Source organism: Achromobacter aegrifaciens (genome assembly GCF_902859965.1).
In the GTDB taxonomy this organism is placed as follows: Bacteria; Pseudomonadota; Gammaproteobacteria; order Burkholderiales; family Burkholderiaceae_B; genus Achromobacter; species Achromobacter aegrifaciens.
The window spans coordinates 201,842-226,915 of sequence record NZ_CADIKO010000004.1 but is presented as its reverse complement, the minus strand read 5'-3'; the positions used below and the strand labels follow the sequence as shown (position 1 = coordinate 226,915).

The following is a 25,074-nucleotide window of genomic DNA, read 5'->3' as shown; positions in this document are numbered from 1 at the left end:
GCTACGGGATCCGACATGATCATGACAGCGACGATAGAGTTCGGCGGCGATGGCGACAAAGGCTTTTCGGCGTCGGACCGCTACCAGGAAGTGAAGACGGCGGCGTACGAGCACCTGCTGTCCCGCATCGAGGAGCTGGGTGCGGAGTTCGGCCGCTGGGCCAGGTCGGCGATCCAGGAATTCGTGGACATCGAGGTCGCGAGCTTCGTACGCCTGCGCCGGGTGCCGATCAATGAAGGGGAAATGCGCGCCATTGCCGAAGCGCTGACCAAGGAACTGGCCGGCCTGGGCCCCCTGGAGGATCTGCTGGCGGACCCGGCCGTGGAGGACATCCTGATCAACGGCTATGACAATGTCTTCGTCTCGCGCCGCGGCGTGCTGGCCCGCGAGACGCTGCGCTTCACCGACAATCAGCATGTGCTGCGCATCGTGCGCCGCATCCTGGCGCCGATCGGCCGGCGGCTCGACGAATCCAGCCCCATGGTGGACGCGCGCCTGCCCGACGGCGGCCGCCTGAACGTGGTGATCGAACCATTGGCGGTCGACGGCCCCATGGTGTCGATCCGCAAGTTCCGCCAGGACCCGCTCAAGCCGGCGGACCTGCTGACCTTGGGCAGCTTCGATGAAGAGATCTACCGGCTGCTGAACGAGGCCGTGAAGAACCGCTGCAACATCCTGGTGTCCGGCGGCACCAGTTCGGGCAAGACTTCGCTGCTGAACGCGCTGGCGTTCTTCATTCCGGAAACGGAACGCGTGGTGACGGTGGAGGACACCGCCGAACTGTCGCTCAACCATCCCCACGTGGTGCGGCTGGAGTCGCGTCAGGGCGGCTTTGACGGCAGCGGCGCCGTCAGCATCCGCGAGCTGATCCGCAACAGCCTGCGCATGCGGCCGGACCGCGTGGTGGTGGGCGAAGTGCGCGGCGCCGAGGTCATGGACATGCTGCAGGCCATGAACACCGGACACGAGGGATCCATGGCGACCATCCATGCGAACTCCCCGCGCGAATGCCTGTACCGGATCGAGATGCTGGCCGGTTTCGCCGGATTCCAGGGCAGCGAGGACAGCCTGCGCAGGCAGATCGCCAGCGCGCTGGACTTCATCGTGCAGATCGGCCGCCTGTCCAACGGCAAGCGCCGCGTGCTGTCGGTGACCGAGATCACGGGCATGGGCGACAACGTGATCTCCACCCAGGAACTCTATCGCCACGAATCCTACGCAACGCAGGATGGCGAGGAGAAAGATCGCTGGAACTGGCTGGGCATTCATCCTCACACGCCCAAGCTGGCCAAGCTGCGCAACGAGGCGCGCGCCAGCGACAACCCGCCGGACGACCGCGATGGCGGGGGTGGCGGATTCTGGAGCAGGAGGCGCTGATGCAGGAAGCCCTGGCGCTTGCGAGCCTGGCCGTGGTGCTGGCCATAGGAGCGGTGCTGCTGTGGCGCCATGCCGACCGCCGCGCCCGCCGGGCGGCCAGTTCCGCCTTTCTGGAGAGCCAGCTGCAGCGGGGCCGCGACGAGGCCGCCGCCGACGCGCCTTTCGCTGAGAACACACGTGAGTTTCGCAGCGGGTTTTCCGGTTGGGACCGCTTGCTGCGCCTGGCCGGCCTGCGGCAAAGCGCCGGCTTGTATGTGCGCATCGCGCTTCCCGTCGTGGTCGGCGCGGCGCTGGCATGGACATTCCTGGGGGCGCTTTCCGGCGCGGTGACCCTGCTGCTGCTGGCGGTGTTCGCCTACTTCCTGCTGTGGTTGAAGGCCGACAAGCGCCAGCGGCGCATGATCTCGCAGCTGCCCGCGTTCCTGGACAACATCGTGCGCCTGCTCACCATCGGCAACAGCATGGGCGCCGCGTTCCAGACGGCCGCCGCCGCTGCCGACGAACCTTTGCGCGAAGTGGTGGAGACGGCGGCCGGCCTTAGCCGCTCCAAGGAGCTCGACGCGGCCCTGGCGCACGTGTCGCGCCTGTATGGGCTGAAGGAGCTGTACATGGTGGCGGCGGTGGTGTCGTTGGCCCTGCGCTTCGGCGGCCGCAGCGACCAGGTGCTGGAACGCATGGCGGCCTTCATGCGCGACGTGGCGCAGGCGCGAAATGAACTGACCGCCAGTTCGGCCGAGGTCCGCTTGTCGGCCTGGATTCTGGCCTTGCTGCCGGTGGGCATCGCGGGCTTCATCATCGTCGCCAACAACAACTTGTTCATGGGCCTGTGGCAGGACCCGCAAGGCTTCAGGATGCTGCTGACCGCGGTCTGCCTGCAGATCGGCGGCTGTTATTGGCTCTATCGCATGGCCAAGGCCATTTGACCGGAGGGGCGCCATGCAAATCCTGCAATCCTGGAACGCTTCCACCGTGCTGGCGATGGCGCTGATGCTGGTGGCGGCTGGCCTGGTGGTGCTGGGCCTGGGCATGGCGCGGCGCCTGCGCAGCCAGGGCCGCAGTCGCCAGGTGGTGGATCAGGCGCTGGCCGCGCGCGACGGCGCGAGGGCGTCGGCGGCCGTGCGCAGCGAAGGCGGGCAGGGCAGGCTGGCGGCGGCCGCGCGGGCGGCCGACACGTTTGGCAAGCGCCTGAGCGAAGGCCGGCTGGCCGATGCGCTGCTGGCCGCCGAGGACCGCAAGCTGGTGGACATGGCCGGCTATGCCAACCCCGGCACCGCGCGTTCGCGCTTCGTCCTGATCCGGCTTGGCCTGGCGATCCTGCTGCCCGTGGCGGCGGTCATGCTGGACTGGCACAAGCATCTTCCGGATATGCCGCTGGGCGCTTTTGTCGTGGCCTTCGTGGCTTTCGCTGTCGGCTACATGCTGCCCAAATGGATCGTGCAGCGGCGCCTGGCGCGCCGTCGCAGGCAAGCGGCCGATGAGTTGCCCTTGCTGATTGACCTGTTGCGCCTGTTGCAGGGTGTGGGCCTGTCGATCGACCAGAGCCTGCAGGTGCTGGTCAAGGAGTTCGGCCAGGTGCTGCCGGTGCTGTCATTCGAATTGCGGCTGGCGTCCGAGCTCTATGTGCGTGGCCGCACGCGCGAACAATCGCTGGCCAGGATGGCCACGGGCTTCGACAACGACGACCTGTCCGCCATCTGCCGCCTGATCGCGCAGGTGGACCAGCACGGCGGCGCGGTGCAGGAGCCCTTGAACCGCTTCGGCGAACGCCTGCGCGACAAGCGGCGCCTGGAACTGAAGGAGAAGGTGGGCAAGACCACGGTCAAGATGACCGGGGTCATGATCGTGACGCTATTGCCCGCGCTGTTGATCGTGACGGGCGGGGCTGGATTCATCGCGGTGTTGCGCGGTTTGTCGCGCATGGGGGGGATGTAATGAACGGCGCAACGGAAAGCAGCTCGCGCGCATGGCGCTGCGTGCTTGTCGTCACGGTGCTGGCGGCGGGCGCGGGTTTGAGCGGATGCAAGACCAACAACGCGGAATCCGCCTGGCAACTGATCCAGCAACAGCAGCAGGAGCAGGCGCTGTTGCGGCAGAAGGAGGACGAGGCCCAGAGCAAGAGCCGGCCCAAGGAACCCGAGATGATGCTGTCCATGATCGTCGAGGCGCAACGCCAGGAACGCTATTTCGCGTCGCTCGCGTACATCGACGGCTATCAGCAGAAGTACGGCAACGACGCGCGCGTGGCCGTGCTGCGCGCCGAGGCGCTGCGCCAGACCGGGCAGGCGGCGCTGAGCGAACAGGCCTATCGCGCGCTTACCGCCACCGACCAGGCGGCCGAGGGCTGGCACGGCCTGGGTCTGATCGCCGGTTCGCGCGGGCAGTTCGACCAGGCGGCAGATTATTTTTCGCGGGCGGCCAAGCTGGCTCCCATGGACGCGCGCATCCTGGGCGACCTGGGCTATGCGCGCCTGCGCGCGGGCGACCCGGCGGGCGCGCGCGTGCCGCTGGGGCAGGCGGCCGAACTGACGCCGGAAAGCGGCAAGGTGCTGGCGAACCTGGCGGTGTTGCTGCTGGTCGAGGGCGATCCGCTCAAGGCGCAGCGCCTGATGGAGCGGGCGCAACTGAATGAAGAGGCGCGCGGACAGGTGCTGCGCCTGGCCGCCGAGATCCGCGGCCAGCTGGCCCCGGCGGCGGGCGCTTCCTATGCGCCTGCCACCCGGGTGTCTAGCGGCGAACAGGCCGTCATGCCGTTGATGAGCCCCTTGATGGACGGCTTGGGTAACGGACCCATCGTGCGCTAACCCCGTTTTGAGGAAGACTGCCATGTCCCATTCGACCCAGCACGCCTTGTTCATCGTGGCCTGCGCGCTTGCGGCGCAGGCGCCCGCGGCCGTCCTGGCGCAATCCAATGCGCCGTTGACGGGCAGCATGTCGGGCGCCGCGGGCAGCGCGCCGTCCGCTCAGGCGCCTGCCGCCGTGTCGGCGCCGGAACCTGTGTCCGCCATGCCGGAGCGGGCCGTGGTGCAGCAGGTGCAGACTCCGCTGCCGCAGGCGCCCGCCGCCGCGCCTGCGGCGCAAGAAGGCTTCGGCGACGTGACGCGCGGGCTGCTGGCGGCGCAGGCCGACGGGCGGCGCGCTGGCAATGCCTTGCCCGTGCTGGGGCCGGTGTCTACCGCCGCCTGGAACCGCTATCTGGAGAGCTTCAAGCATCCCATTCCCGTGTGGTTCGACCGGAATGTGGAAATTCCCAACGTCCAATAGGTTCCGGGCGTTGGTATTCCCCGCCGCATGCGGGTATGGAGTCGCAAGAGCATGTCAGCCGGCCGTCCACATCCTTCCTCGCCGTCGCGGCAACGCGGCAGCATGACCGTCGCCGTCGTCTTCGCGGTGCTGGTGGGGGTGGTGTTGCTCGGCGTGCTGCAGCTTGGCTACGGCTTCTACATGAAGCGCGAAATGCAGAAGGCGGCGGACCTGGCGGCGCTGTCGGCCGTCCAGGTGCTGAGCCTGGGCTCCAGCGCGGATTGCGCCCGGGCCGCCGCCGCTGGCCGCGCTTCCGCCCTGGCCAATGTGCCGAACATCCTGGATGCGTTCACGGCCGCCGATTTCACGGTGGAATGCAAGGTGTGGGATCCGACGCGGTCCGATCCCTCCGGCATGCACGTCTTCGACGCGGCGGGCGGGCAGGCCTATAACGCAGTGCGGGTAGCGGCGCGCAAGCAACTGGCCAATCTTATCCCTGGCGTGGGCGGCGTCACGGCGTCGGTGGCGGCGGTGGCGACCAACACCCAACCCGTGGCGACCTTCACAGTGGGGTCGCGGCTATTGCGCCTGGAACGCGGCGGCCTGCTGTCGCAGCTGCTGGCCACGGTGGGGGCGTCGCCCACGCAACTGGACGTGCTGGACGCCGCCGGCCTGGCCAATGTCGGCATTACGCCGGCCGGCCTGCTGGAGGCGCTGGGCCTGCCGCTGTCGGTGGTTGCGGGCGTGGGCACGCCCGAGCAATTGACGGCGCTGAGCAACCTGACCCTGGGTCAGCTCTTGCGCGCCACGCTGAGCGTCATCGACAAGCAGAGAACCGCCAACGCCGATGTCGGATTGTTGAGCGAAGCCATCAACACGGTGTTGGACTTGATGCCGCTAAACCTGCCTGTGAAGCTGTTCGGCGATGGCGGCGTGCTGAATCTGAACGTGGTGGGCGGCGACCCCACCGCTGCCTTGCAGGCCCAGGTCAACGCGCTGAACATCCTGGAAACCGGACTGGCCATCGCCAACGGCAGCAACCTGATCAATCTGGGGCTGAGCGTGCCGCTGCTGGGCCTGGACGCCCGGGTGCGTATCGTCGAGCCGCCTGCCGTGGGCGTGGGCGGTGTCGGCGCGCAAGCCATCAGCGCCGGCATACGCGTGTATCTGCGCGTCAACACCAGCAACATCCCGCTGGTCGGGCCCTTGCTGGCCAACACCCTGAATACCAAGGTGGATCTGCCCATCATCATCGACGTGGCGCAATCCACAGGTACGCTGCGCAAGCTGTGCGAAGCGCCGCTGGCCGAGAACCAGGCGATGATCGATGTGACGTCGGCTGCGGCCAGCGTCTGTCTGGGCCGCTTCCCCGGCATGGCGTCAGCCACCGACCCGAGCGCCGCGAATTTCCAGTCGCTCACGAACCGCTGCGAGCCCAGCGCATTCGGCGCCATAGGACGGCATCAGGTCTTGAACGTACTGGGCATATTGCCGCTTACCGCCCGGTTCACGCTGCCGGTGTTCAGTTCTTCGGCGCCCGTGTCGGTGACGCTCACTGCGCCGCCATCGCCCAACGCCACCGCCACCGTCAATGCCACCAACGTGGACCTGTCCAAGCTGGCCTCCAACCTGACGGACGCGCTGATCGGGGGCATCCTGGGGGATTTGTTCAACACCGGCACCCCGCTGACCGAAACGCAACGCACAGAGCTGGCGACGCAGTTGGTGGGCGGAGACAAGAACAACGCCGGCAAGACCATCTCCAAGGTCGTCAACGACATGCAGTGGTCCAAGACGGCGATGGACCAGCTCGGGGCGCGTCTGACCACGGGTGGCTTGACGGGGGTGTTGGGCGGCACGCTGCAACTGGTTGGCGGCATCCTGAACTCGCTCTTGTTGGCCCCCCTCAGCGACGTGACCTGCGCGCTGGCGCTGGTGCCGGACGCGATCCGGCAGTGCCGCGTCAACGCCGTCGGCGCGCTGGCCTTGAACGGCAGCGGGCAGGTGGGCGGCGTGCTGTCGGTCGTCATGGTGCTGCTGGATCCCTTGCTGAGTTCGTTGTCCGTGGCGTTGCAGCAACTGCTTAATGTGCTGGGCCTGAGCGTGGGCCAGACCGACGTAGCGCTGATTTCCGTGGATTGCGGCAAACCCCGCCTGGTGTATTGATGATGAAGCCTCTGACCCCTGTCCTTTCCATCCCCGCATGGTCCAAGCGATGAGCCAGAATTTCGCGCGCGAAGAATTCGACGTGTACGTCTGGGAAGGCACCTCCGACATTGCCAGCCGCGCCGAGCGTTGCCTGGCGGGCATGGACGTGTCGCTGCTGCGGGCGGACGCCGGCACCGCGTTTCCGCCGCCCCGCGACCTGGCGCGGCCTGCGGTGGCCCTGGTGTCGGTGTCGGTGATGGGCGACAAGCGCTTCAGCGGCTACGACTGGCTGGCGGCCCAAGGCCTGCCGGTCATCTGGGTCGCCGCGGAAGCGCGCGGTCGCGACCCGCGCTACTACCCGCCGGAATACTCCTACACGCTGCCGCTGACCTTCACCACCGCGGACCTGCGCAAGCTGTTGTATGAGCTGCTGGGCACGCTGAATCAACTCAATCGCGCCGCGCCCCGGCGCGAACAGCCGCTGATTGCCGTCTCCGCGACCATGCGGGACCTGCTGGCGGAAGTGGACATGTATGCAGACTGCCGCAGCAACGTGCTGATCCATGGTGAAACCGGCGTGGGCAAGGAACGCATTGCGCGCCTGCTGCATGAGCAGGCCGCCTGGTTCGACGGCCCCTTCGTGGCGGTCAACTGCGGCGCCATTCCGGAGGGCCTGTTCGAGGCGCATTTCTTCGGCCATGCCAAGGGCGCATTCACCGGCGCGATCGGCGCGCACAAGGGGTATTTCGAGCAGGCCAGCGGCGGCACGCTGTTCCTGGACGAAATCGGCGACCTGCCGCTGTACCAGCAGGTCAAGCTCTTGCGCGTTCTGGAGCAGAACACGGTGACGCGGCTGGGCTCGACCGTGGAAGTGCCGGTGGACTTCCGCCTGGTCGCCGCGACCAACAAGGATTTGCGCGTGCTGGTGGGGCAGGACGAATTCCGCGCGGACCTGTATTACCGGCTGGCGGTGATCGAACTGCGCATACCCAACCTGGAGCAGCGCGGCCCGCAGGAGAAGGCGGCGATCTTCCGCGCCTTGCTGCAACGCCTGGGCGTGGATGACGAACCGCCGCAGTGGTTGCTGGAGCGCGTCTCGCGCACGCGCTACGAGGGCAATGTGCGTGAACTGTCCAACGTGGCCGAGCGCGTCGCGATCGTGCGGCGGCAGCTCCAGGCCTGGGACCCGCCGCGCATCGAACGCATCTTCGACCAATTGGCCGAGCCGCTGCACTCTGCTCCAGCCTCGGCCGCCGCGAAGGTCGAGCCCGCCGCCTTCACCGATGCCGAGCGCGCAGAACGCGAGCGCGTGCTGGCGGCGCTGGACGCCAACGGCTGGCGCCGTCAGGATACCGCCCACACCTTGGGCATCAGCCGCAAGGTGTTGTGGGAAAAAATGCGCAAGCTGCAACTCGGGACGGGCCAGGGAGAACCCGCCGATGGTCTCGCCGAGACGACGATGTGAACACGCAATAGGTAATGCCCCGTAGTGGGCGACAGTTGCGGAGCCGGCGCATGTAAGCGGGTCTGTCCCGGCCGAAATAAATTGCTATAGTTCCGCAACGATTTTTTTGGGGAAGGCATGAACGTCCAATTTATCCGTGGCGCCGCCCGCATGGCGCTGTTGGGCACGGCCCTGTCCGGCCTGGCCGCTTGCGCCAGCGCACAATCCGAAGCGCCCCGGGCCACGGTTAAACAGGTCGAGGACACGCAGGCGGCCTCCACGCCCGTGACTCCCCCCGCGCCGCCGCCCGCCGCGCGTCCGGCATCCACGCTGTCGGAGCTGCAAGGCCTGATCCAAAGCCGCCAGGTGTCGGAGCTGCGTACTGCCTATAACGGCACCTACGGCGCCAGCCTGCTGTTCAAGCCGGACGACCTGACCTATTACGTTGCCTTGTTCCAGCAGAAGGATTTCTGGCGCGTGGTGAAGAGCAAGTCGGACAAGCAGGCCGAAGCCACCTACCGCGCCTTCGTCGCCCAATCCGCCGAGCTGGCCGAAGTGGATATCAAGCGCATCAAGATGCAGGCTGAATACGCGCACGCCGAGAAGCTGCTGGCCAGCCGCAGCGCCGAACTGAGCACCCTGCAGGCCGATCGCGCGGTGCGCCTGCAGCAGGAAGAGCAGGTCGCGGCCCGCCAGGAGCAGTCGCGCCAGGAAGCCACGGCGCTGGCTGACCAGCAGAAGGACGTGCGCCAGCAATTGCGCGATCTGCAACGCCAGATCGACGCCTTGCAGGCGCAGCAGGCGCAAGTGGGGAACCCGGCGGCCCAGAACCGCGGCAAGTAACCCGCAGGGCAGGCTGAGTAGCGGGCCTGCGGGCCCGCTTTGTCTTGGCCGGCCGTGAATAGGCATTGCGCACGCAGGGGCTAAGCGCCTGCCCTGGGGCGCTTTCTTGTATTCTGGGAGTTGCACCCCATATAGACGCCATGGCACTTAAAGTTTTCGACCTCCAGTGCGAACACAGCCACATTTTCGAGGGCTGGTTCGGTTCGCACGAAGACTATGACGCGCAGCAGGCGCGTGGCCTGGTCACGTGCCCGGTTTGCGGTTCGGCCAGCATCACCAAGCGGCTGTCCGCGCCGCGCCTGAACGTCGCCCACCTGCACGCGCCAGCCGCCCAGCCGCCGGCGTTGCCGGCCAACGCGTCCGACGCGGAAAAAATGGCCGCATTGCAGGCAGTCGTCATGCGCCAGGTGCGCGCCTTGCTGCGTAACACCGAAAACGTCGGGCCGCGCTTCGCCGAAGAGGCGCGCCGCATCCACGAAGGCGATGCCGACGACCGTCCCATCCGCGGCACGGCAACGCCGGAAGAGCGCGAATCGCTGGCCGAGGACGGCATCGACGTCATGGCGGTGCCGGATTTTCTGGATGACGAGCGCCTGCAGTGACCCGCTGCGCCGCCCCTAGCCGATTCGGACAGGGGAACGGGCGTACGGAATGTCAGGTGGTATGCCTGCGTTCACCGATCTTGGCCGAGAAGCGCAGCAGATAACCATCAGGGTCCTGAACCAGGAACTCGCGCACGCCGATTTCAACGTCATTGCCCCGATACCACTGCTCTACCGGATTCCGGAACAGGGGCCATTTGGCGTTAGCAAGCGCGGCAAGAAAGGGCTCCACAGAGGGCACATCGATTTCGAAATTGATTCCCCTGCCCAGCGGCACGCTCAACGGACCTGTGATCCAACCGTTGTCGCCGCGCCGTTCGACGAGCATGACTTGTGCTCCGTCGAGGTCCAAATATACGAAGCCGTCTTCCTCGCGGCTGTACATGATCGAGAATCCACAGAGACCAACCCAGAATTGCAGACTTGCCGCGATATCTGCGACAAGCAACTCGGGCACCAGCTTTGCACGGCGAAATTCCACAGTCGCAGTTCTCCAGCTTAGGCAGAGTGTTGCCGCGGTCAGCGCAAGCATTCCGCTTCGTCAGGAAGTCGTCGATGAATGAGCGCGTTTCAGTTATCAGGCGTGAGCCGGTGGCTGAATAAGGCTTTCTGCGGGAATGCCGAGCTCGGTGTGCAAACGCCAGATCATTGGCAATGTCAAACCGCGCTTGCGGTTCAGCACTTCGTATACACGGTTGCGCTTGCCGATCATAGGCTCCAGATCCTTAGGGGTCAGGCCGCCTTGCTCCATCCGGAATTTAATGGCCTCGACAGGGTCTGGCAGATCGACCGGATAGTGCTTCATTTCATACGCTTGCACCAAGGTGGCCAGCACGTCCAGGCGGTCACCGTCAGGTGTGCCCAGTTCAGGATCAGACTCCATCAACCGGGAGATTTCCTTGAGCGCCGACTTGTAATCGGCCTCGGTATGTACGGGGCGGATTTCCATGTTCATTCCATTTCCATGGTTTCGGCGTCAATCTTGTCGTACTCCGCGTGAGTGCCGATGAACTTCACGTAGACGATGCTCAAGTTGAATGCGATTGCCACAATCAGGCGGAAATCATTGCCTTTGATGTTGAACACCACACGCCGATTCTTCAGGATGCTGGCGTGGCGATACTGGGCCTTGATATCCGCAGGCTGCTTCCATTGCGCCTTGCTGGCCTCGTCCACCCACGCCTTGAGGGGTTGTTCTGCCGCTGGGTACCTTTCCCAGAACTGGCGGAGGGCGCTTAAGGCTATGAGTCGCATAGCGCAATGTTAGTCCCAATTTGGGACTGGGGGCAAGTCCCATGTGGTCCGGCTATATGCCTTCAAGCAAGGGCCGCAAGATTGGTCAGGCAGACGGCAATAAAAAAGCCAGACCCGAAGGTCTGGCTTTTTCTTGCCTGCTTGCCGGATCAGTTGTTGACGCGGCTGCGGTATTCGTTCGTGCGGGTGTCGATTTCGATCTTGTCGCCGATGGCGCAGAACAGCGGCACGTTCAGTTCGTAGCCGGTGTTGATCTTGGCGGGCTTGGTCACCTTGCCCGAGGTATCGCCACGCACGGCGGGTTCGGTGTAGGTGATTTCGCGCACGAGCGTCGTGGGCAGTTCAACCGAAATGGCGCGGCCGTCGTAGAAGACCACTTCCACGGGCATCGCTTCTTCCAGGTAGTTCAGGGCGTCGCCCATGCTCTCGGCTTCGATTTCGTACTGGTTGTACTCTTCGTCCATGAAGACGTACATCGGGTCGCCGAAGTAGGAGTAGGTGCACTCCTTGCGGTCGAGCTGGACGACTTCGAACTTTTCGTCGGCCTTGTAGACCGATTCGCTGGCCGAGGCGGTCAACAGGTTCTTGAACTTCAGCTTCACAACAGCGGCGTTACGGCCCGACTTGTTGTATTCGGCTTTCTGGACCACGAGGGGATCCTTGCCGACCATGACCACGTTGCCGACTCGCAATTCCTGAGCGGTTTTCATCGATAAAACTCCGGGGGTGATGGGTGCACTCGCCGTGCTTGCAAAAAGCCGCCGCAGCTATAGCTTCTAGCGGCTTCGTGCACACCCCGGGAGGCGTCATAGTTGAGGCCCGACAAATACAGGGCGCTCGGAAAACTCTCTATTCTAACGTTTCTTGGCCAAGTCTGCGCAAAAATCAGCCAGATTTTCGGCAAGATCCGGTAGCGCGGCCTGGCTTGCGTCCCAGGCCCGCGCGGCGGCGGCCCAGTCCCCCCAGGCGGCTGGCGCCAGGGCGGCAGACAGCGCCGCAGCGGTTGCGCCCGTTTCCGGCTCGTTCCAGGCCCGGATCAGCGTCTGGGCGGTTTCCGGGGCCGGATAGCGCGCCAGCCACGCTTCCAGTTTCTCCAGATGCACGTTTTCGTCCTGGGGATAGATCTGCCAGACCAGCGGGCGCGCGGCCCAGGCGGCGCGGACGAAGGAATCCTCGCCCCGCACGAAATTCAGGTCGCAGCACCACAGCAGACGGTCGAAATCCGGCTGCGCCACGAAGGGCAGCCGGGCCACCGCCGGCGCGCCCGACGCCGCGCAGGCGGCTTCCAGCCCGGGGGCCACGCCTTCGGGGGCAAGCAGCAGGGTGGGCCGCGGATCCGCCGCCAGAGCCTCGGCCAGCGCCGTTACCGGCGCCGTCGGATAGCAAAACAGGGACACGGCGCGCGCGCCGTCGCGGCGGCGCAACAGCAGGTCCTGCGGCACGCCCAGCGACTGCAGGAAGGCTTCCTGGTCTTGCGGCGATGCCTGCAGGGCGTCGCGCTCCGCCGACAGGCCCGGCTCGCGCAGCAGTCCGCCGGTGGCGCTGGTGAAGCCGGGAAAGAAAAAGTGCTTGACCAGCCCGTCCGGCCGCTGCGAGGGCAGGCCGTGGCAGCTTTCCACCCAGGACTCGGCGCTCAGGTATTCCAGGTTGACCCAGGCCGGATGCTCACGCCGCATGCTCTCCAGGAATGCCTCGGGGGGATCGCAGGCGAATGCCTCGATCACCACATCGCGCGCGGCGAGCGCCGGATCCGGGGATTCGGTCCAGTGCACGATGTCGATGCCCGCCAGTTGCTGGCGCGGGCTATCCGTGGCGATCCCGGGCTGGATGCGGGCGAAGCTGGCCAGGTCGTCGACCCACAGGCGCACATCCCAGCCGCGGCCGTGCGCCAACCGGCGCGCCAGCCGCCAGCAGACGCCGATGTCGCCATAGTTGTCGACGACCCGGCAGAAGATGTCCGCTTGCATTGCCGCCTAGTGGAACTTGGCCGGCGAGGCTTCCGCGTCCTCGGGCAGTTCGGCGTGCACCAGTTCGCCCAGCGGATTCGGGAAGTAGGGCGCGCCGCAGTCTTCACAGTACTCGGGAGGCAGCACGCCGGGGATGCGGCGCACTTCAGTGACGCCGTATTCCTTGAGCAGCGCGGCGATCTCGTCCACCACGTCGGGCTGGCCTTCGTCAGCCGGCAGGTCTTCCTCGCGCCCATACAGCGGCCAGACGCAGCCGTAGTACACGTCGTTGCTGCTGCGCGCGGTGAAGCCGATGCGGTACTCGTCGATGCGGCTTTCGCCGCAGCCGGCCACCACCGCGCGCAACTGGGAGGCTTCCAGGCTGACCGCGCCCTCGAGCCAGCTGACCGCTGCACGCAGCGACAGCGGGCGCACGCGCCGGTCGGCTTCACGGTTGCTGACATAGTAGGCGTCGGGCAGCAGGGCTTCGAAACCGCAGCCCGGCAGCAGATTGGCGAGGGTCGGCTGGGCCTGCGCCGCCCATTGTTCCTGGCAGGCATCGCGGCTGGCGTCGGCTTCGCCCAGCTGTTCCTGCCAGCGGAAGATCGGCTCGCCTTCGGGCACCGCGACGGCCGCCACGATGTAGCGCGTATCGGCCAGCATGTTGGCCGTTTCGGTCTCGGTGTTCAAGGCGGGCTTGGCGGTTTCTGCGCCCAGCGCCTGGGTGCCCAGGCGCTGCAGCCATTGCCAGGTTTCGGAGAAGGTGCGCGGCATCTGGTCCACGCTGACCAGCACCGGCATCAGCGAGCTGCGGGCCTTGCTGGACAGGACATGCCCATGCAATTGCGCCATCAGGGCCTGTTGCGCGCCGGCGGCGATCGGGCCGGTCGGAATGGCGTAGCGGGTCCAGGCGACGATGGGGGCCACGACCAGCAAAATGTCGTAGTGGACGCCATTTTTCTCGATCTTCATCGATTCGGACAGGGTTTCGGCCTGTTCGATCAGGATCTCGTATGCGCCCACGTCGCTCTGGGCGAGGTGGTCCAGGGCCGCTTCCAGGGGGGCATCCTGCCCCGCCTTCAGCAGCTTCGGAATCGCTACGCCAAGCTGGTTCTCCCAGAACACGTCTTCGAGGCGGCTGCCCGAGCGGTTGAGCGCCTGGGCAAGCGCGACCAGTTTGGCGGCGTCACGGGTGAGGCGGGGAGCGGATTGGCTGCGGGATCGGGCCATAACTTCGGGGAGCGTCCAGTAAGTGTGCAACTGTGTAGTTTAACGCTCGGCGCGGACGGCGGCGCGCACCTCCGGCGGCGGGGCGCAACAACGGCGCCAGGGTGTGATTGATGCTAAATAAGCAACAGATAATGCCGAGTCAAGGGGTTTATTGCTGAGAAGAATCGGCGGAAAATCTAGCCATCTACTCAATATCAGGAGGCACCGCCATGCGTTGGCCTACGCTTTTCGTATCCCATGGATCCCCCATGCTCGCCGTGGAACCCGGACTGACCGGCCCGGCGCTCGCCGCCTGGAGCGCCGAGCAGGGCCGCAAGCCCAAGGGCATCCTGGTGGTCTCGCCGCACTGGATGGGCGAGGGCCTGGCGCTGTCCACCCGCGACCGCCAGGTGGCCTGGCACGATTTCGGCGGCTTTCCGCCGGAACTCTATGAATTGCAGTACACGGCCCCCGGTTCGCCGGAGTTGGCGGCGCGGGTGCAGGCCCTGCTGGCCGACTCGGGTATCGCTGCAGACCTGGACCCCCGACGGCCGCTGGACCATGGCGCCTGGGTGCCACTGCGCTACCTCTATCCGGAAGCGGACGTGCCGGTGGTGCAACTGTCCCTGGACATGGGGCGCGACGCGGCTGGCCAACTGGAACTGGGCCGCGCGCTGGCCCGGCTGCGGGACGAAGACATCCTGGTCATCGGCTCCGGTTCGCTGACGCATAACCTGCGCCACGTGCGCATGCCGCAAGACGCGCCCGCGCTGCCTTACGTGCCGGCTTTCCAGCAGTGGTACGCGGACAAGCTGAGCGGCCATGACCTGGCGGCGCTCTTGGATTGGGAGGCCCAGGCGCCGGGCGCGGCGCAGGCCCATCCGCACGACGACCACCTGATGCCCTTGTACGTGGCGCTGGGTGCAGGCGGAGCCGGTTTCCGGCGCCTGACCGACGAAATCTCCTACGGCGCGCTGGCGATGGATGCCTACGAGTTCGCGGACTGATCCCAAGCGCGGCCGCGGCGCCGCGCAGGCCGCAATGAAAATGGCCCGGGAACCTCGCGGTTCCCGGGCCATTGCCTTGCCTGTCAGAAGATCAGGCAGCCAGCAGCTGGCGCAGCACGAAGGGCAGGATGCCGCCGTGCTGGTAGTAGTCCACCTCGATCGGGGTGTCGATGCGCAGCAGCACCGTGACGTCCTGCTTCGATCCGTCCTTGCGGGTGATCGTCAGCGTCACGTCCTGCATCGGCTTGATGCCGTTTTCCAGACCGGAAATGTCGTAGGTTTCCTCGCCGGTGATGCCCAGCGACTGCACGCTGTCCGCGCCCTTGAACTGCAGGGGCAGCACGCCCATGCCGACCAGGTTGCTGCGGTGGATGCGTTCGAAGCTGCGGGTGATCACGGCCTTCACGCCCAGCAGCTGGGTGCCCTTGGCCGCCCAGTCGCGCGACGAGCCGGTGCCGTACTCTTCGCCGCCGAACACCACGGTGGGGGTGCCCGCGCCGACGTACTTCATGGCTGCGTCATAGATGGACATCTGTTCGCCGGTGGGCTGGAACAGGGTGTCGCCGCCCTCGAAGCGGCTGCCGTCCGGCAGCGCCGGAATCATGAGGTTCTTGATGCGCACGTTGGCGAAGGTGCCGCGCATCATGATTTCGTGGTTGCCGCGGCGTGAGCCGTAGCTGTTGAAGTCGGCCTTCATGACGCCGTTTTCCTTCAGCCACTTGCCCGCGGGCGAGGTCTCCTTGATGGAGCCGGCCGGCGAGATGTGGTCGGTGGTGACCGAGTCGCCGAACACGCCCAGCGCACGGGCGTTCTTGACCGTCGGCATCGCGCCCGGCGTCATGCCGAAGCCGTCAAAGAAGGGCGGCTCGGCGATGTAGGTGGAATCAGGCCAGTTGTACGTGTCGCCGGTCACGCCCTTGATGTTCTCCCAGAGTTGGCCGGGATTGCTCTTGACCTGGCCGTAGTTGGCCTCGAAGGCCTTGGGATCCAGGGCGTACTTCAGCAGCGATTCGATTTCCTCGGTGGTCGGCCAGATATCGCCCAGCCACACGTCGCCGTTCTTGCCGCGGCCCACGGGCTCGGTCATCAGGTCGCGCGTGACGGTGCCGGCCAGGGCGTAGGCCACGACCAGCGGGGGCGAGGCCAGGAAGTTGGCCTTGATGTTCGGGTGGATGCGGGCCTCGAAGTTGCGGTTGCCCGAGAGCACGGCCGAGCAGATCAGATCGTTGCCGGTGATGGCTTCGTTCAGGTCCGGGGTCAGGTCGCCGGCGTTGCCGATGCAGGTCGTGCAGCCGTAGGCGGCCACGTCGAAGCCCAGCTTTTCCAGGTAGGGCAGGAGACCCGTCTTGGTCAGGTATTCGGTGACCACGCGCGATCCGGGGGCCAGCGAGGTCTTGATGTGCTTGGGCACCGTCATGCCGGCTTCCACGGCCTTCTTGGCCAGCAGGCCGGCCGCCAGCAGCACGCTGGGGTTGGAGGTGTTGGTGCAGGACGTGATGGCGGCGATCAGGACGTCGCCGTTCTTGACCTGGGTGCCAGCGCTGGTGGTGAAGGTCTGGCCCAGCTTTTCGGCGGGCTGATTGAAGCCGTTTTCAGCTACCGGCTTGGAGTACAGGTCGATGAAGGTGTTCTTCACGTTGCCGATTTCGATGCGGTCCTGCGGACGCTTCGGGCCCGCCAGCGACGGCGCGACGGTGGACAGGTCCAGCGTCAGCAGCTTGGTGAAATTGATGTCCTTTGCCTTGGGCACGCCGAACATCTTCTGGGCCTTGAAATAGGCCTCGAAGGCGGCGATTTCGTCTTCGGTGCGGCCGGTGCCGCGGAAGTAGTCGATGGTGCGCTCGTCGACCGGGAAGAAGCCCATGGTGGCGCCGTACTCCGGCGCCATGTTGCCGATGGTGGCGCGTTCGGCCACCGACAGGCTGGCGGTGCCTTCGCCGCAGAATTCGACGAACTTGCCCACCACCTTCTCGCGGCGCAGCATTTCGGTGATGGTCAGCACCAGGTCGGTGGCGGTGACGCCGCCGCGCAGCTTGCCCTTGAGTTCCACGCCGACCACGTCGGGGGTCAGGAAGTACACGGGCTGGCCCAGCATGCCGGCCTCGGCTTCGATGCCGCCCACGCCCCAGCCCACCACGCCGATGCCGTTGATCATGGTGGTGTGGCTGTCGGTGCCCACCAGGGAATCCGGGTAGTAGACGTTGTTCTTCTTGTCCAGGTGCACGCCGCGCGCCAGATATTCCAGGTTGACCTGGTGGACGATGCCGAAGCCCGGAGGCACGACGCCGAAGGTGTCGAACGCCTGCATGCCCCACTTCATGAACTGGTAGCGCTCTTGGTTGCGCTTGAATTCCAGCTTCATGTTCAGGTCCAGCGCATTCTTGGTGCCGAAGTAGTCGATCATGACCGAGTGGTCCACCACCAGGTCCACCGGCACCAGCGGCTCGATGCTCTTGGGGCTCTTGCCCATCTTGTCGGCCACGGAACGCATGGCGGCGATGTCGGCGAGCAGCGGCACGCCGGTGAAGTCCTGCAGCACCACGCGGGCCACCACAAACGGAATTTCGTCTTCGCGCTTGGCATTGGCCTGCCAGTTCGCCAACTGCTTGACGTGCTCTTCGGTGACCTTCTTGCCGTCGCAGTTGCGCAGCACGGATTCCAGCACGATGCGGATCGAAACCGGGAGCCGCTGCACGTCGATGCCGAGGGACTTGCCCAGCGCCGGCAGCGAATAGTACTGACAGGATTTATTGCCGATCTTGAAATTCTTGAGGGTGTCTAGGGTGTTGTGCGGCATGATGGACTCCGTGGTTTTGCCCGGTTGAAGCCGGCATTTTCTGGCGTTTTTGCGCATTTGTCATTCTATGTGAGACTGGCGCCTGCGCGGCCGTATGTCTTATATCTTATATAAGACTTGAGCGAACCGCCAAAGTTCCCCTACTGCGATCAGGGGCGGGCGGCCGTTGGCCCAAACCGATACTCTGGCCGAGGCGTGCGCGGGTCGCAAGCCTCTTTTATCAAGAAAGTCCTACGCGGATGTTGCGGCCCTGCGAGGGAAGGCGGGTCTACGCAAGGAATTCGCGCAGCAGCACGGTCAGCTCGCTGCGCAGGAAATCGACGACCGCGCGCTGGGCGGTCGACGGATAAGGGTTGGGCGTGGTCAGGATGAACAACTTGTCGCCTGGCCCCAGGGCTTGGTATGCAGGCAGCACCGGCGCAAGCCGGCCCGCGGCAAGATCCTCATGCACCACGTAGGCCGGCAGCAGCGCGACGCCCGCGCCGGCGCGCGCGGCTTGCGCCAGGAACGGGAAGTACTCTGATTGCAGCCGCGGCGCGAGCTTGGCCTCATGCAGCTGGTCCTTGCGGCGCAGCCGCAGCGTGACCTGGGGCCTGGGGTCGGGCGGGCCCAGGAAGTGCAGGCGGCCGAGATCGCGCGGATGAGCCGGCGGGCCGAACTGCTGCAGATAGGAGGGCGCCGCGCACAGCACCCATTTGACGTCGCCCAGCGCGCGCGCCACGTAATCCTGCGGCGGGGTCGTCATGACCCGCAATGCCACGTCGATTTCCGACGAAATCAGGTCGCTCACCCGGTTTGAGAACAGCACGCGCAAGGTCAGCGACGGATGGCGCAGGGCGAAGCTCACCAGCAGTGGACGCAATTGGTCCAGTTCCCCCAATCCGGTGGGGATGCTCAGCCGGACGTGGCCCGCGGGCTCGGAACCGAGCTTCTGCAACGCATGGCGGGCGGATTCGACTTCGTGCGCCATGCGCGCGCCGTGCTCGTACAGCACCGAGCCTTGTTGCGTCAGTTCCAGCCGCCGGGTGCTGCGGCGGATGAGCTGGGCGCCGAAGGCGCGTTCCAGCTTCTGCAGATTGCGGCTTACGTGCGAACGGGTCACGCCGTGGCGCACCGCCGCCTCGCTCAAGGTGCCGGCGTCGACGATGGTGACGAACAGCTGTATCAGGTTGAGGTCCAGCGCGGGCAGGGCGGGCATGCGCAGTCCTATTGTTGACTGTGAGGAAACATAGTTTACGCAAGCTGCGGGATTGTCGCGGCGTGGCGGCGGTTGATATTCTGGCCACCATCGCAAAGGAGACCAGACCATGCCCCAAAACCCGTCCGGCGGGATGTCCCCGCAAACCATGTTCCGCGCCGATCTATTTCGCGGCGAGCGCATCCTCGTCACCGGGGGCGGCACCGGCCTGGGCTACGCCATGGCCGAGCGCCTGGCGTCGTTGGGCGCCGCGCTGCACCTGTGGGGACGCCGCGCCGCCGTGCTGGAAGAAGCCGCCGCCGGGCTGCGCGCACGTTACGGCGCCGAGGTCCACGTTCAGGCGGTGGATATCCGGGATGCCGAGGCCGTGGACGCCGCCGTCGACGCCATCTGGACCGGGCACGGTCCGCTGACGGGCCTCATCAACAACGCCGCGGGCAATTTCATCAGTCCCACTGAAAAACTGTCGCCGCGCGGCTTCAACGCCATTGCCGACACCGTGTTCCGCGGCACCTTCTACACGACCCAGGCCGTGGGCAAGCGCTGGATCGCGCAAGGTACGGGCGGGGCGGTGCTGTCCATCGTGGTGACCTGGGTCTGGACCGGTTCGCCCTTCGTGGTGCCCTCGGCCATGTCCAAGGCCGGCATAGACGCCATGACCAAGTCGCTGGCCATCGAATGGGGCCGCCACGGCATCCGGCTGAACGCAATCGCGCCGGGCGTGATTCCGACCGAAGGGGCCAGCGCGCGGCTGCGGCCCAAGGACTCGGGCGCGGACGCGCAGACGCAGCAGAATCCGATGCGGCGCCTGGGCACCGGACATGACATCGGCGAGCTGGCGGCCTTCCTGCTGAGTCCGGGCTATGACTGGATCAACGGCCAGACCATTGCGCTGGACGGTGGCGACTATCTGGCCAACGGCGCTTACTTCAAGCAGTACGCGGAATGGAGCGACGCGGACTGGGCCGCCGCGCGCCAGGCCATCGAAGCGCGCACCGCGCAGGACAAGGCGCAGCGCAGCACGGGGGGCGCATGACAGGCAGCACCATCCACGCGGGCGGCGACCGCCTGTCGGGCGCGGCGCTGGCCGCACGCGGCGAACAGGTTGCCGCCGGGCTGGCGGCAATGGGCGTGCGGGAAGGCGACGTGATCGCCGTGCTATTGCGCAACGGCCTGCCTTATCTGGAGATCATCCAGGCCTGCAAGCGGCTGGGCTGCTACTACTGCCCGATCAATTGGCATTTCACCGCGGCGGAAGTGGCATTCCTCATCGAAGACAGCGGCGCCCGCCTGCTGGTCGCGCACGACGACCTGTGGCTTCCGCTGCGCGATGCGCTGCCCGCCGGCCTGCCGGTGCTGCTGGCCGGTCCCGGCGCGGCGCAATCAGGGCATGCCGACTACGACGCCTGGCGCGACCGCCAACAGCCTTACGACGGCCCGCGCGTGGCGCCGCGCGGTCATATGGCCTATACCTCGGGCACCACCGGTCGGCCCAAGGGCGTGGTGCGCGCGCCGTTCCCGCTGGAACACCTGGGGCGCCACCTGCAACAGGTCGAAGCGGTGGTGGAGGCGGCCTACGGCCTGCGCCCGGGATCGCGCGCGCTGCTGCCCGCGCCGATCTACCACAGTGCGCCCAGCGTATTCGCGCAGGTCGCCCTGCGGGTCTGCGAGACCTTCGTGCTGACGGACAGGTTCGATCCCGTGGAAGTCCTGCGCCTGATCGAGGCCCACCGCATCGATACGGTGTATCTGGTGCCCATCATGTACGTGCGCCTCTTGAAGCTGGACGCCGCCACCCGCGCGGCGCACGACCTGTCGTCGCTGCGCTTCGTGGCCTCGACCGGCGCGCCCTGCGCGCCGGAAATCAAGCGCGCCATGATCGAATGGCTGGGACCGGTCATCCATGAAACCTATGCGTCGAGCGAGGCGGGCATGGTCACCGTCATCGATTCGCACGAAGCGCTCGCCCGTCCCGGCAGCGCCGGCCGGCCTATCGGCGGCGCGCAGGTCAGGATCTATGGCGAAGACGGATCGCCCTGCGCGGCGGGCCAGGTCGGGCGGATCCACGTGCGCCAGCCGGCCTACGCGGACTTCACCTATCGCAACAACCCGCAGGCCCGCGCCGACGTGGAGAAGGACGGACTCATCGGTCTGGGCGACCTGGGCTATCTGGACGCGGACGGCTATCTCTATGTGTGCGACCGCGAATCGGACCTGGTGATCTCGGGCGGCGTGAACATCTATCCCGCCGAGGTCGAGCACCAGCTGATGCAGTATCCGGGCGTGGCGGATTGCGCGGTGTTCGGGGTGCCCGACGACGAATACGGCGAGCGGCTGATGGCGCTGGTGCAGCCCTCGGCGGGCGCCGCGCCCGACCCCGAGGCGCTGAGGCTATGGCTGGGTGAACGGATCGCGCGCTACAAGGTGCCGCGTGAACTGCAACTGCGCGCGGAACTGCCGCGCGACGACAACGGGAAGATCGCCAAGCGCCGGCTGCGCGCCGAATTCTGGGCGGGCAGGCAGCGCCAGGTATAGCAGGGCGGCGCATCGCCGCAACAACAAAACCCACAAGGGAGACAGGCATGGCAATCAGGCTGAACCTCAGGCTGCGTCGCATCGCGACCGCGGCGATCGTCGCGCTCGCGGCTCCGGCCGCCGCGCTGGCGGCATTTCCGGACAAACCGGTCAAACTGGTCGTGCCCTATACGCCGGGCGGCTCCGCGGACCAATTGTCGCGGGTGCTGGCCGAAGGCATGTCGCGCGACCTTGGGCAACCCGTGGTGGTGGAGAACAAACCCGGCGCCAATACCATGGTCGCGGCGACCCAGGTGGCCAGGTCGGCGCCGGACGGGTACACGGTTTTCCTCGCCAGCAACGCCAGCATGGTGCTCAATCCCATGCTTTATCAACGCATCGCCTATGACGCCGCGCGCGACTTCCGCGTGTTCGGCATCGCTGCCGAGCTGCCGCTGGTGGTCGTGGCGAACAACGAGGTCCCAGCGGGCACGCTGGCCGAGTTCGTCACTTATGCCAAGGCCCGGCCCGGCAAACTGAACTACGCCTCCGTGGGCATAGGCAATCCGCTGCAGTTGGCGACCGAACTGCTGAAATCGCGCACGGGCATGGACGTGGCGCATATCCCGTATAACGGCAGCGCGCCGGCCCTGACCTCGCTGATGGGCAATGACACGCAGCTCATGGTGGACGTGATCAGCACCTCGCTGCCGCTGGTGCGGGAACGCAAGATCAAGGCGCTGGCCGTCACGACCAGCGAGCGGCTGGCCGTGCTGCCGGAGGTGCCGACCGTGGCGGAAAGCGGCTTTCCGGGATTCCGCGCCGCCACCTGGTTCGGTCTGGCCGTGCCGCGCGCCGTGCCGCAGGCCGAAGCGCAGCGCTTGCAGGCGGCGCTGGACAAGGTGCTGAAGGATCCGGCATTCCGCGGCCGTTTTGAACCCCTGGGCCTGGTGATCCAGGCGCCCCGCAGCCAGGCAGAGATCGATGCCTACGTGCAGGAAGACCGCCAGCGCTGGGGCGCGGTGATCGAAGCCAATCACATCAAGCTGGACTGAGGCGGCAACGGCCGCCTGGCCGTCGGCGCCGTCAGGCCTTCTTGCCGCCGCGGCGCGCCTTGCGCGTGACATTGCGCCGCGACATCTCTGAATCCAGGATCAACCGGCCTTCGAGCTTGCCGTGCATGCGCTTGACCGAACGCATCGCGTCCTGCATGTGTTCGCTCATCAAGTCGCGCACCTTCTCCACGTCGCGCTCGCGCGCCGCAGCCAGGATCTTGCGGTGAAAGCCCGTATTGGCGCTGCCGAAACGCTGCTGCTCGGATAACGGCATCTCGTTGTCGAACACGGTCAGCTGCCGGATCATTTCGTTGGTCATCTCGCAGCTGAAGCGCAGGAACGGGTTGGGGCAGGCCGCCGCGAAGATGTCGTGGAAATTGATTTCTTCCTGGCGCTGCGCCAGCGGGTCATCGACGTGCTCGGCCGACGGATCGCAGCAGGCGATGTTCTCCTCCAGCGCAGCGAAATGCGCGTCCGTCAGGAACGGCACCGCGCTGGCCGCGAGCTCGGGCTCCAGCAGCTTGCGCACCTGGTAGATGTCCTCGATCCGCACTTCCTTGAAGAACAGGTAGTTCTGCATCAGCTGGAAGGTGCGGTCCAGCGGCACCTCGACCACGGTGCCGCCGCCGCCCGGTCCGGTGCTGACCTTGACCAGCCCCTGCACTTCCAGCGACTTGAGCGCTTCGCGCATGGTGCTTTTGCTGACCGAGAACATGCTTTGCAGCTCGCTTTCGCGCGGCAGCTTGTCGCCCGGCAACAGGTTCTTGGCCGTGATCAGCCGCTTGATCTCTTCGGCGACCAGGTCGCTGCGCTTGGGCGGACTCGACGCGCCCGCGGCTTGTAGGTCGTGACTGTTGAACGCCATTGCGTTCCTCCGTTGCTGCGTGGTGTGCGCGGGGCATGCCCCGGGCGGGTTCTGCGCGGACCCCGGGTTATACCTGATGCGCCCGCTATTGACAGAGCCGGCTCGCCAAACTGATCATGATAATAATCCTATTTATCATGATAAATAGGATGGTAGTCGCAGTATAGGCATGAGCGCCGGGACTTGCGAATACGCCCACGCGGCGGCAGCCCTGGCACGGGAGCTTGGAGCAGACAGAGTCGGAATGGGGACGCGCATGGTGCGCGCTCGACATCGTCAATATGCCGCGGCACCGCCAGCGGCAGCCAGGGAGAACCATCTTGAATCGCCGCAACCTGCTGAAATTGGCCGCGCTTGGCGCCGTGCCCGGATCACTCTGGACCGCCCGGTCCGCGCTGGCGCAAGCCGACGCCATCCAGTTCGGGTGTCCGGTGCCCATGTCGGGCGCCTTTGCCGCCAACGGCAAATACGCCGACCTGGGCATGAAACTGGCGCTGGAGCAGTATGGCCGCGCGCTGGACCGGCCGCTGGCCTATACCGTGCTGGATACCGAGGGCAAGCCGGCCACGGCGGTGCGCAAGGTCCAGGAAGTCTCGCAACAGAAGGGCGTCAAATTCTTCGCCGGCGGCATCCTGTCGTCCGAAGCGCTGGCCATGGGCAAGGAAGTCGAGCGCGCCGGCGGCGTCTTCATCACCACCGCGGGCGCGGACGAAATCACCGGCAAGGACTGCAACCGGGCCACCTTCCGCTGGTCCGTGCCCACCTTTGGCGCCATCGAGCAGACCGTGCGTCCCTTGCTCGAAAAGCTGCCCAACGCCAAGCGCTGGTACACCATCACGCCGCAATACGTGTTCGGCGACGGCCTGCTCAGCGCGGCCAAGGCGATCTTCAAGGAAAAGGGCATCGAGCATGTGGGCAACAGCTATCACTCGCTGACCGAGAAGGAATTCAGCGGCTACCTCACCAACGCCATGGCCGCCAAGCCGGACGTGCTGCTGATCCTGAACTTTGGCTCGCAGTCCTCCGACACGCTGCGCCAGGCCGTCAGCTTCGGCATGAAGCAGAACTGCACCATCCTGGTGGCCTGGGCTTCGGGCCTGGAACAGTTCGAAGGCCTGGGCGCGGACCTGTGCGAAGGCGTGTACTTCGGCGCGCAGTACTGGCACGGCATCGACTCGCCGCTCAACAAGGAACTGGTGCAGCTGTCCCGCGACAAGACGCGCGCCAATCCCAATTACAGCCTGGCGGGCTCCTACATCTGCACCCGCATCATGCTGGACGCCATCGCCCGGGCCGGCAGCGCCGACCCGGCCAAGGTGATCGCCGTCATGGAGGGCATGGCCTACGAGGGCCTGACGGGCAAGGAGGAAATCCGCAAGGAAGACCACCAGGTCCTGAAGAACTACTACCTGCTCAAGGGCCGCGCCAAGAAGGACATGAAGGACAAGGACGATTACGCCGAGATCGTGCATAGCGGTCGTTCCTTCCTGCCGCCCGCGGAAACCGGCTGCAAGCTGTAGCCCGCCCCTGAGGCAGGGCGGCCGTGGGCGCGTCGCGTCCGCGGCCGCCGCGCGC

23 protein-coding genes are annotated in these 25,074 nt (G+C 66.1%); 14 read left to right on the top strand and 9 right to left on the bottom strand.

From position 1 onward, the window contains the following. Positions 1-15: 15 nt before the first annotated feature. The 9 genes from HV793_RS25600 to HV793_RS25560 all read left to right on the top strand — a co-directional run bounded on the left by HV793_RS25600 (position 16) and on the right by HV793_RS25560 (position 9,654). On the top strand, positions 16-1,377 hold the full coding sequence (locus HV793_RS25600; protein WP_054453013.1) for a TadA family conjugal transfer-associated ATPase: 1,362 nt from the start codon (positions 16-18) through the stop codon (positions 1,375-1,377). Further along, positions 1,377-2,300, top strand: a complete 924-nt coding sequence (locus HV793_RS25595; protein WP_054453011.1) for a type II secretion system F family protein — start codon at positions 1,377-1,379, stop codon at positions 2,298-2,300. The genes HV793_RS25600 and HV793_RS25595 overlap by 1 nt, the downstream gene beginning before the upstream one ends. A 13-nt stretch (positions 2,301-2,313) precedes the next feature. Beyond that, on the top strand, positions 2,314-3,309 hold the full coding sequence (locus HV793_RS25590) for a type II secretion system F family protein (RefSeq protein ID WP_054453008.1): 996 nt from the start codon (positions 2,314-2,316) through the stop codon (positions 3,307-3,309). Continuing rightward, entirely contained in the window at positions 3,309-4,178 is an 870-nt protein-coding gene (locus tag HV793_RS25585; RefSeq protein WP_054453006.1) for a tetratricopeptide repeat protein, read from the top strand. Before HV793_RS25590 ends, HV793_RS25585 begins: the two co-directional genes overlap by 1 nt. A gap of 22 nt (positions 4,179-4,200) precedes the next feature. Further along, the gene (locus HV793_RS25580) at positions 4,201-4,638 is read left to right on the top strand and encodes a DUF3613 domain-containing protein (protein ID WP_054453004.1); all 438 of its coding nucleotides are present in this window, start codon (positions 4,201-4,203) and stop codon (positions 4,636-4,638) included. Between the two features lie 102 nt (positions 4,639-4,740). Further along, positions 4,741-6,783 (top strand): pilus assembly protein TadG-related protein, encoded by a 2,043-nt coding sequence (locus HV793_RS25575; protein ID WP_175214131.1) that lies wholly within the window; start codon positions 4,741-4,743, stop codon positions 6,781-6,783. Between the two features lie 49 nt (positions 6,784-6,832). Continuing rightward, on the top strand, positions 6,833-8,230 hold the full coding sequence (locus tag HV793_RS25570; protein ID WP_175214130.1) for a sigma 54-interacting transcriptional regulator: 1,398 nt from the start codon (positions 6,833-6,835) through the stop codon (positions 8,228-8,230). Between the two features lie 117 nt (positions 8,231-8,347). Next, positions 8,348-9,052 carry a DUF2968 domain-containing protein gene (locus tag HV793_RS25565; RefSeq protein WP_054453001.1) on the top strand — a complete coding sequence of 235 codons (705 nt, stop codon included), beginning with the start codon at positions 8,348-8,350 and terminating at the stop codon, positions 9,050-9,052. A 140-nt stretch (positions 9,053-9,192) separates the two neighbouring features. Beyond that, a complete protein-coding gene (locus tag HV793_RS25560) occupies positions 9,193-9,654 on the top strand; it encodes a DUF1178 family protein (RefSeq protein WP_054452999.1) in 462 nt (153 codons plus the stop codon). Positions 9,655-9,706: 52 nt separating this feature from the next. Here the strand turns inward: HV793_RS25560 and HV793_RS25555 are convergent, their stop codons facing one another. The 6 genes from HV793_RS25555 to HV793_RS25530 form a co-directional block, all read right to left on the bottom strand. Then, complete coding sequence (locus tag HV793_RS25555; RefSeq protein WP_217481789.1) at positions 9,707-10,186, bottom strand: bleomycin resistance protein; 480 nt, start codon at positions 10,184-10,186, stop codon at positions 9,707-9,709. 45 nt (positions 10,187-10,231) lie between these two features. After that, positions 10,232-10,609 (bottom strand): helix-turn-helix domain-containing protein, encoded by a 378-nt coding sequence (locus HV793_RS25550; protein WP_175214129.1) that lies wholly within the window; start codon positions 10,607-10,609, stop codon positions 10,232-10,234. After that, positions 10,606-10,908 (bottom strand): type II toxin-antitoxin system HigB family toxin, encoded by a 303-nt coding sequence (locus HV793_RS25545; protein WP_054452994.1) that lies wholly within the window; start codon positions 10,906-10,908, stop codon positions 10,606-10,608. The genes HV793_RS25550 and HV793_RS25545 overlap by 4 nt, the downstream gene beginning before the upstream one ends. Positions 10,909-11,057: 149 nt before the next feature. Continuing rightward, the gene (gene efp / locus HV793_RS25540) at positions 11,058-11,618 is read right to left on the bottom strand and encodes an elongation factor P (protein WP_006225610.1); all 561 of its coding nucleotides are present in this window, start codon (positions 11,616-11,618) and stop codon (positions 11,058-11,060) included. A gap of 144 nt (positions 11,619-11,762) precedes the next feature. After that, positions 11,763-12,875 carry an elongation factor P maturation arginine rhamnosyltransferase EarP gene (gene earP / locus HV793_RS25535; protein WP_175214128.1) on the bottom strand — a complete coding sequence of 371 codons (1,113 nt, stop codon included), beginning with the start codon at positions 12,873-12,875 and terminating at the stop codon, positions 11,763-11,765. A gap of 6 nt (positions 12,876-12,881) precedes the next feature. Next, positions 12,882-14,084, bottom strand: coding sequence for a DUF2863 family protein (locus HV793_RS25530; RefSeq protein WP_054452990.1), 1,203 nt, complete (start codon positions 14,082-14,084; stop codon positions 12,882-12,884). A 209-nt stretch (positions 14,085-14,293) separates the two neighbouring features. Here HV793_RS25530 and HV793_RS25525 point away from each other — a divergent pair, with 209 nt between their 5' ends. Beyond that, positions 14,294-15,070, top strand: coding sequence for a DODA-type extradiol aromatic ring-opening family dioxygenase (locus HV793_RS25525; protein ID WP_082400875.1), 777 nt, complete (start codon positions 14,294-14,296; stop codon positions 15,068-15,070). Between the two features lie 91 nt (positions 15,071-15,161). Here HV793_RS25525 and acnA read toward each other — a convergent pair whose 3' ends face one another. Both acnA and HV793_RS25515 read right to left on the bottom strand, forming a co-directional pair. Beyond that, positions 15,162-17,867: an aconitate hydratase AcnA gene (gene acnA, locus HV793_RS25520; RefSeq protein ID WP_054452985.1), complete on the bottom strand. Its 2,706-nt coding sequence runs from the start codon at positions 17,865-17,867 to the stop codon at positions 15,162-15,164. A 268-nt stretch (positions 17,868-18,135) separates the two neighbouring features. Beyond that, complete coding sequence (locus HV793_RS25515) at positions 18,136-19,065, bottom strand: LysR family transcriptional regulator (RefSeq protein WP_119450008.1); 930 nt, start codon at positions 19,063-19,065, stop codon at positions 18,136-18,138. A gap of 148 nt (positions 19,066-19,213) precedes the next feature. Here HV793_RS25515 and HV793_RS25510 point away from each other — a divergent pair, with 148 nt between their 5' ends. Genes HV793_RS25510 through HV793_RS25500 form a run of 3 tightly spaced genes read left to right on the top strand, consistent with a single transcriptional unit; the run spans position 19,214 to position 22,634 of the window. After that, on the top strand, positions 19,214-20,101 hold the full coding sequence (locus HV793_RS25510) for an SDR family oxidoreductase (RefSeq protein ID WP_054453670.1): 888 nt from the start codon (positions 19,214-19,216) through the stop codon (positions 20,099-20,101). Further along, positions 20,098-21,600 carry an AMP-binding protein gene (locus HV793_RS25505; RefSeq protein WP_175214127.1) on the top strand — a complete coding sequence of 501 codons (1,503 nt, stop codon included), beginning with the start codon at positions 20,098-20,100 and terminating at the stop codon, positions 21,598-21,600. The genes HV793_RS25510 and HV793_RS25505 overlap by 4 nt, the downstream gene beginning before the upstream one ends. Positions 21,601-21,647: 47 nt before the next feature. Continuing rightward, positions 21,648-22,634 (top strand): Bug family tripartite tricarboxylate transporter substrate binding protein, encoded by a 987-nt coding sequence (locus HV793_RS25500; RefSeq protein WP_054452981.1) that lies wholly within the window; start codon positions 21,648-21,650, stop codon positions 22,632-22,634. A gap of 31 nt (positions 22,635-22,665) precedes the next feature. Here the strand turns inward: HV793_RS25500 and HV793_RS25495 are convergent, their stop codons facing one another. After that, on the bottom strand, positions 22,666-23,499 hold the full coding sequence (locus HV793_RS25495; RefSeq protein ID WP_054452979.1) for a FadR/GntR family transcriptional regulator: 834 nt from the start codon (positions 23,497-23,499) through the stop codon (positions 22,666-22,668). 320 nt (positions 23,500-23,819) lie between these two features. Between HV793_RS25495 and HV793_RS25490 the strand changes: the two genes are divergently transcribed. Beyond that, positions 23,820-25,019, top strand: a complete 1,200-nt coding sequence (locus tag HV793_RS25490) for an ABC transporter substrate-binding protein (RefSeq protein ID WP_054452977.1) — start codon at positions 23,820-23,822, stop codon at positions 25,017-25,019. The last annotated feature ends 55 nt before the right edge of the window (positions 25,020-25,074 follow it).

What these genes read in the sequence shown, in the direction of transcription:
- HV793_RS25525 (WP_082400875.1), top strand. Translation starts at nt 14,294, where the DNA reads ATGCGTTGGCCTACGCTTTTCGTATCCCATGGATCCCCCATGCTCGCC.
- HV793_RS25550 (WP_175214129.1), bottom strand. Translation starts at nt 10,609, where the DNA reads ATGAACATGGAAATCCGCCCCGTACATACCGAGGCCGATTACAAGTCG.
- HV793_RS25590 (WP_054453008.1), top strand. Translation starts at nt 2,314, where the DNA reads ATGCAAATCCTGCAATCCTGGAACGCTTCCACCGTGCTGGCGATGGCG.
- HV793_RS25500 (WP_054452981.1), top strand. Translation starts at nt 21,648, where the DNA reads ATGGCAATCAGGCTGAACCTCAGGCTGCGTCGCATCGCGACCGCGGCG.
- HV793_RS25560 (WP_054452999.1), top strand. Translation starts at nt 9,193, where the DNA reads ATGGCACTTAAAGTTTTCGACCTCCAGTGCGAACACAGCCACATTTTC.
- HV793_RS25595 (WP_054453011.1), top strand. Translation starts at nt 1,377, where the DNA reads ATGCAGGAAGCCCTGGCGCTTGCGAGCCTGGCCGTGGTGCTGGCCATA.
- HV793_RS25505 (WP_175214127.1), top strand. Translation starts at nt 20,098, where the DNA reads ATGACAGGCAGCACCATCCACGCGGGCGGCGACCGCCTGTCGGGCGCG.
- HV793_RS25555 (WP_217481789.1), bottom strand. Translation starts at nt 10,186, where the DNA reads ATGCTTGCGCTGACCGCGGCAACACTCTGCCTAAGCTGGAGAACTGCG.
- acnA (WP_054452985.1), bottom strand. Translation starts at nt 17,867, where the DNA reads ATGCCGCACAACACCCTAGACACCCTCAAGAATTTCAAGATCGGCAAT.
- HV793_RS25530 (WP_054452990.1), bottom strand. Translation starts at nt 14,084, where the DNA reads ATGGCCCGATCCCGCAGCCAATCCGCTCCCCGCCTCACCCGTGACGCC.
- HV793_RS25545 (WP_054452994.1), bottom strand. Translation starts at nt 10,908, where the DNA reads ATGCGACTCATAGCCTTAAGCGCCCTCCGCCAGTTCTGGGAAAGGTAC.
- earP (WP_175214128.1), bottom strand. Translation starts at nt 12,875, where the DNA reads ATGCAAGCGGACATCTTCTGCCGGGTCGTCGACAACTATGGCGACATC.
- efp (WP_006225610.1), bottom strand. Translation starts at nt 11,618, where the DNA reads ATGAAAACCGCTCAGGAATTGCGAGTCGGCAACGTGGTCATGGTCGGC.
- HV793_RS25565 (WP_054453001.1), top strand. Translation starts at nt 8,348, where the DNA reads ATGAACGTCCAATTTATCCGTGGCGCCGCCCGCATGGCGCTGTTGGGC.
- HV793_RS25570 (WP_175214130.1), top strand. Translation starts at nt 6,833, where the DNA reads ATGAGCCAGAATTTCGCGCGCGAAGAATTCGACGTGTACGTCTGGGAA.
- HV793_RS25495 (WP_054452979.1), bottom strand. Translation starts at nt 23,499, where the DNA reads ATGGCGTTCAACAGTCACGACCTACAAGCCGCGGGCGCGTCGAGTCCG.
- HV793_RS25585 (WP_054453006.1), top strand. Translation starts at nt 3,309, where the DNA reads ATGAACGGCGCAACGGAAAGCAGCTCGCGCGCATGGCGCTGCGTGCTT.
- HV793_RS25580 (WP_054453004.1), top strand. Translation starts at nt 4,201, where the DNA reads ATGTCCCATTCGACCCAGCACGCCTTGTTCATCGTGGCCTGCGCGCTT.
- HV793_RS25510 (WP_054453670.1), top strand. Translation starts at nt 19,214, where the DNA reads ATGTTCCGCGCCGATCTATTTCGCGGCGAGCGCATCCTCGTCACCGGG.
- HV793_RS25600 (WP_054453013.1), top strand. Translation starts at nt 16, where the DNA reads ATGATCATGACAGCGACGATAGAGTTCGGCGGCGATGGCGACAAAGGC.
- HV793_RS25575 (WP_175214131.1), top strand. Translation starts at nt 4,741, where the DNA reads ATGACCGTCGCCGTCGTCTTCGCGGTGCTGGTGGGGGTGGTGTTGCTC.
- HV793_RS25515 (WP_119450008.1), bottom strand. Translation starts at nt 19,065, where the DNA reads ATGCCCGCCCTGCCCGCGCTGGACCTCAACCTGATACAGCTGTTCGTC.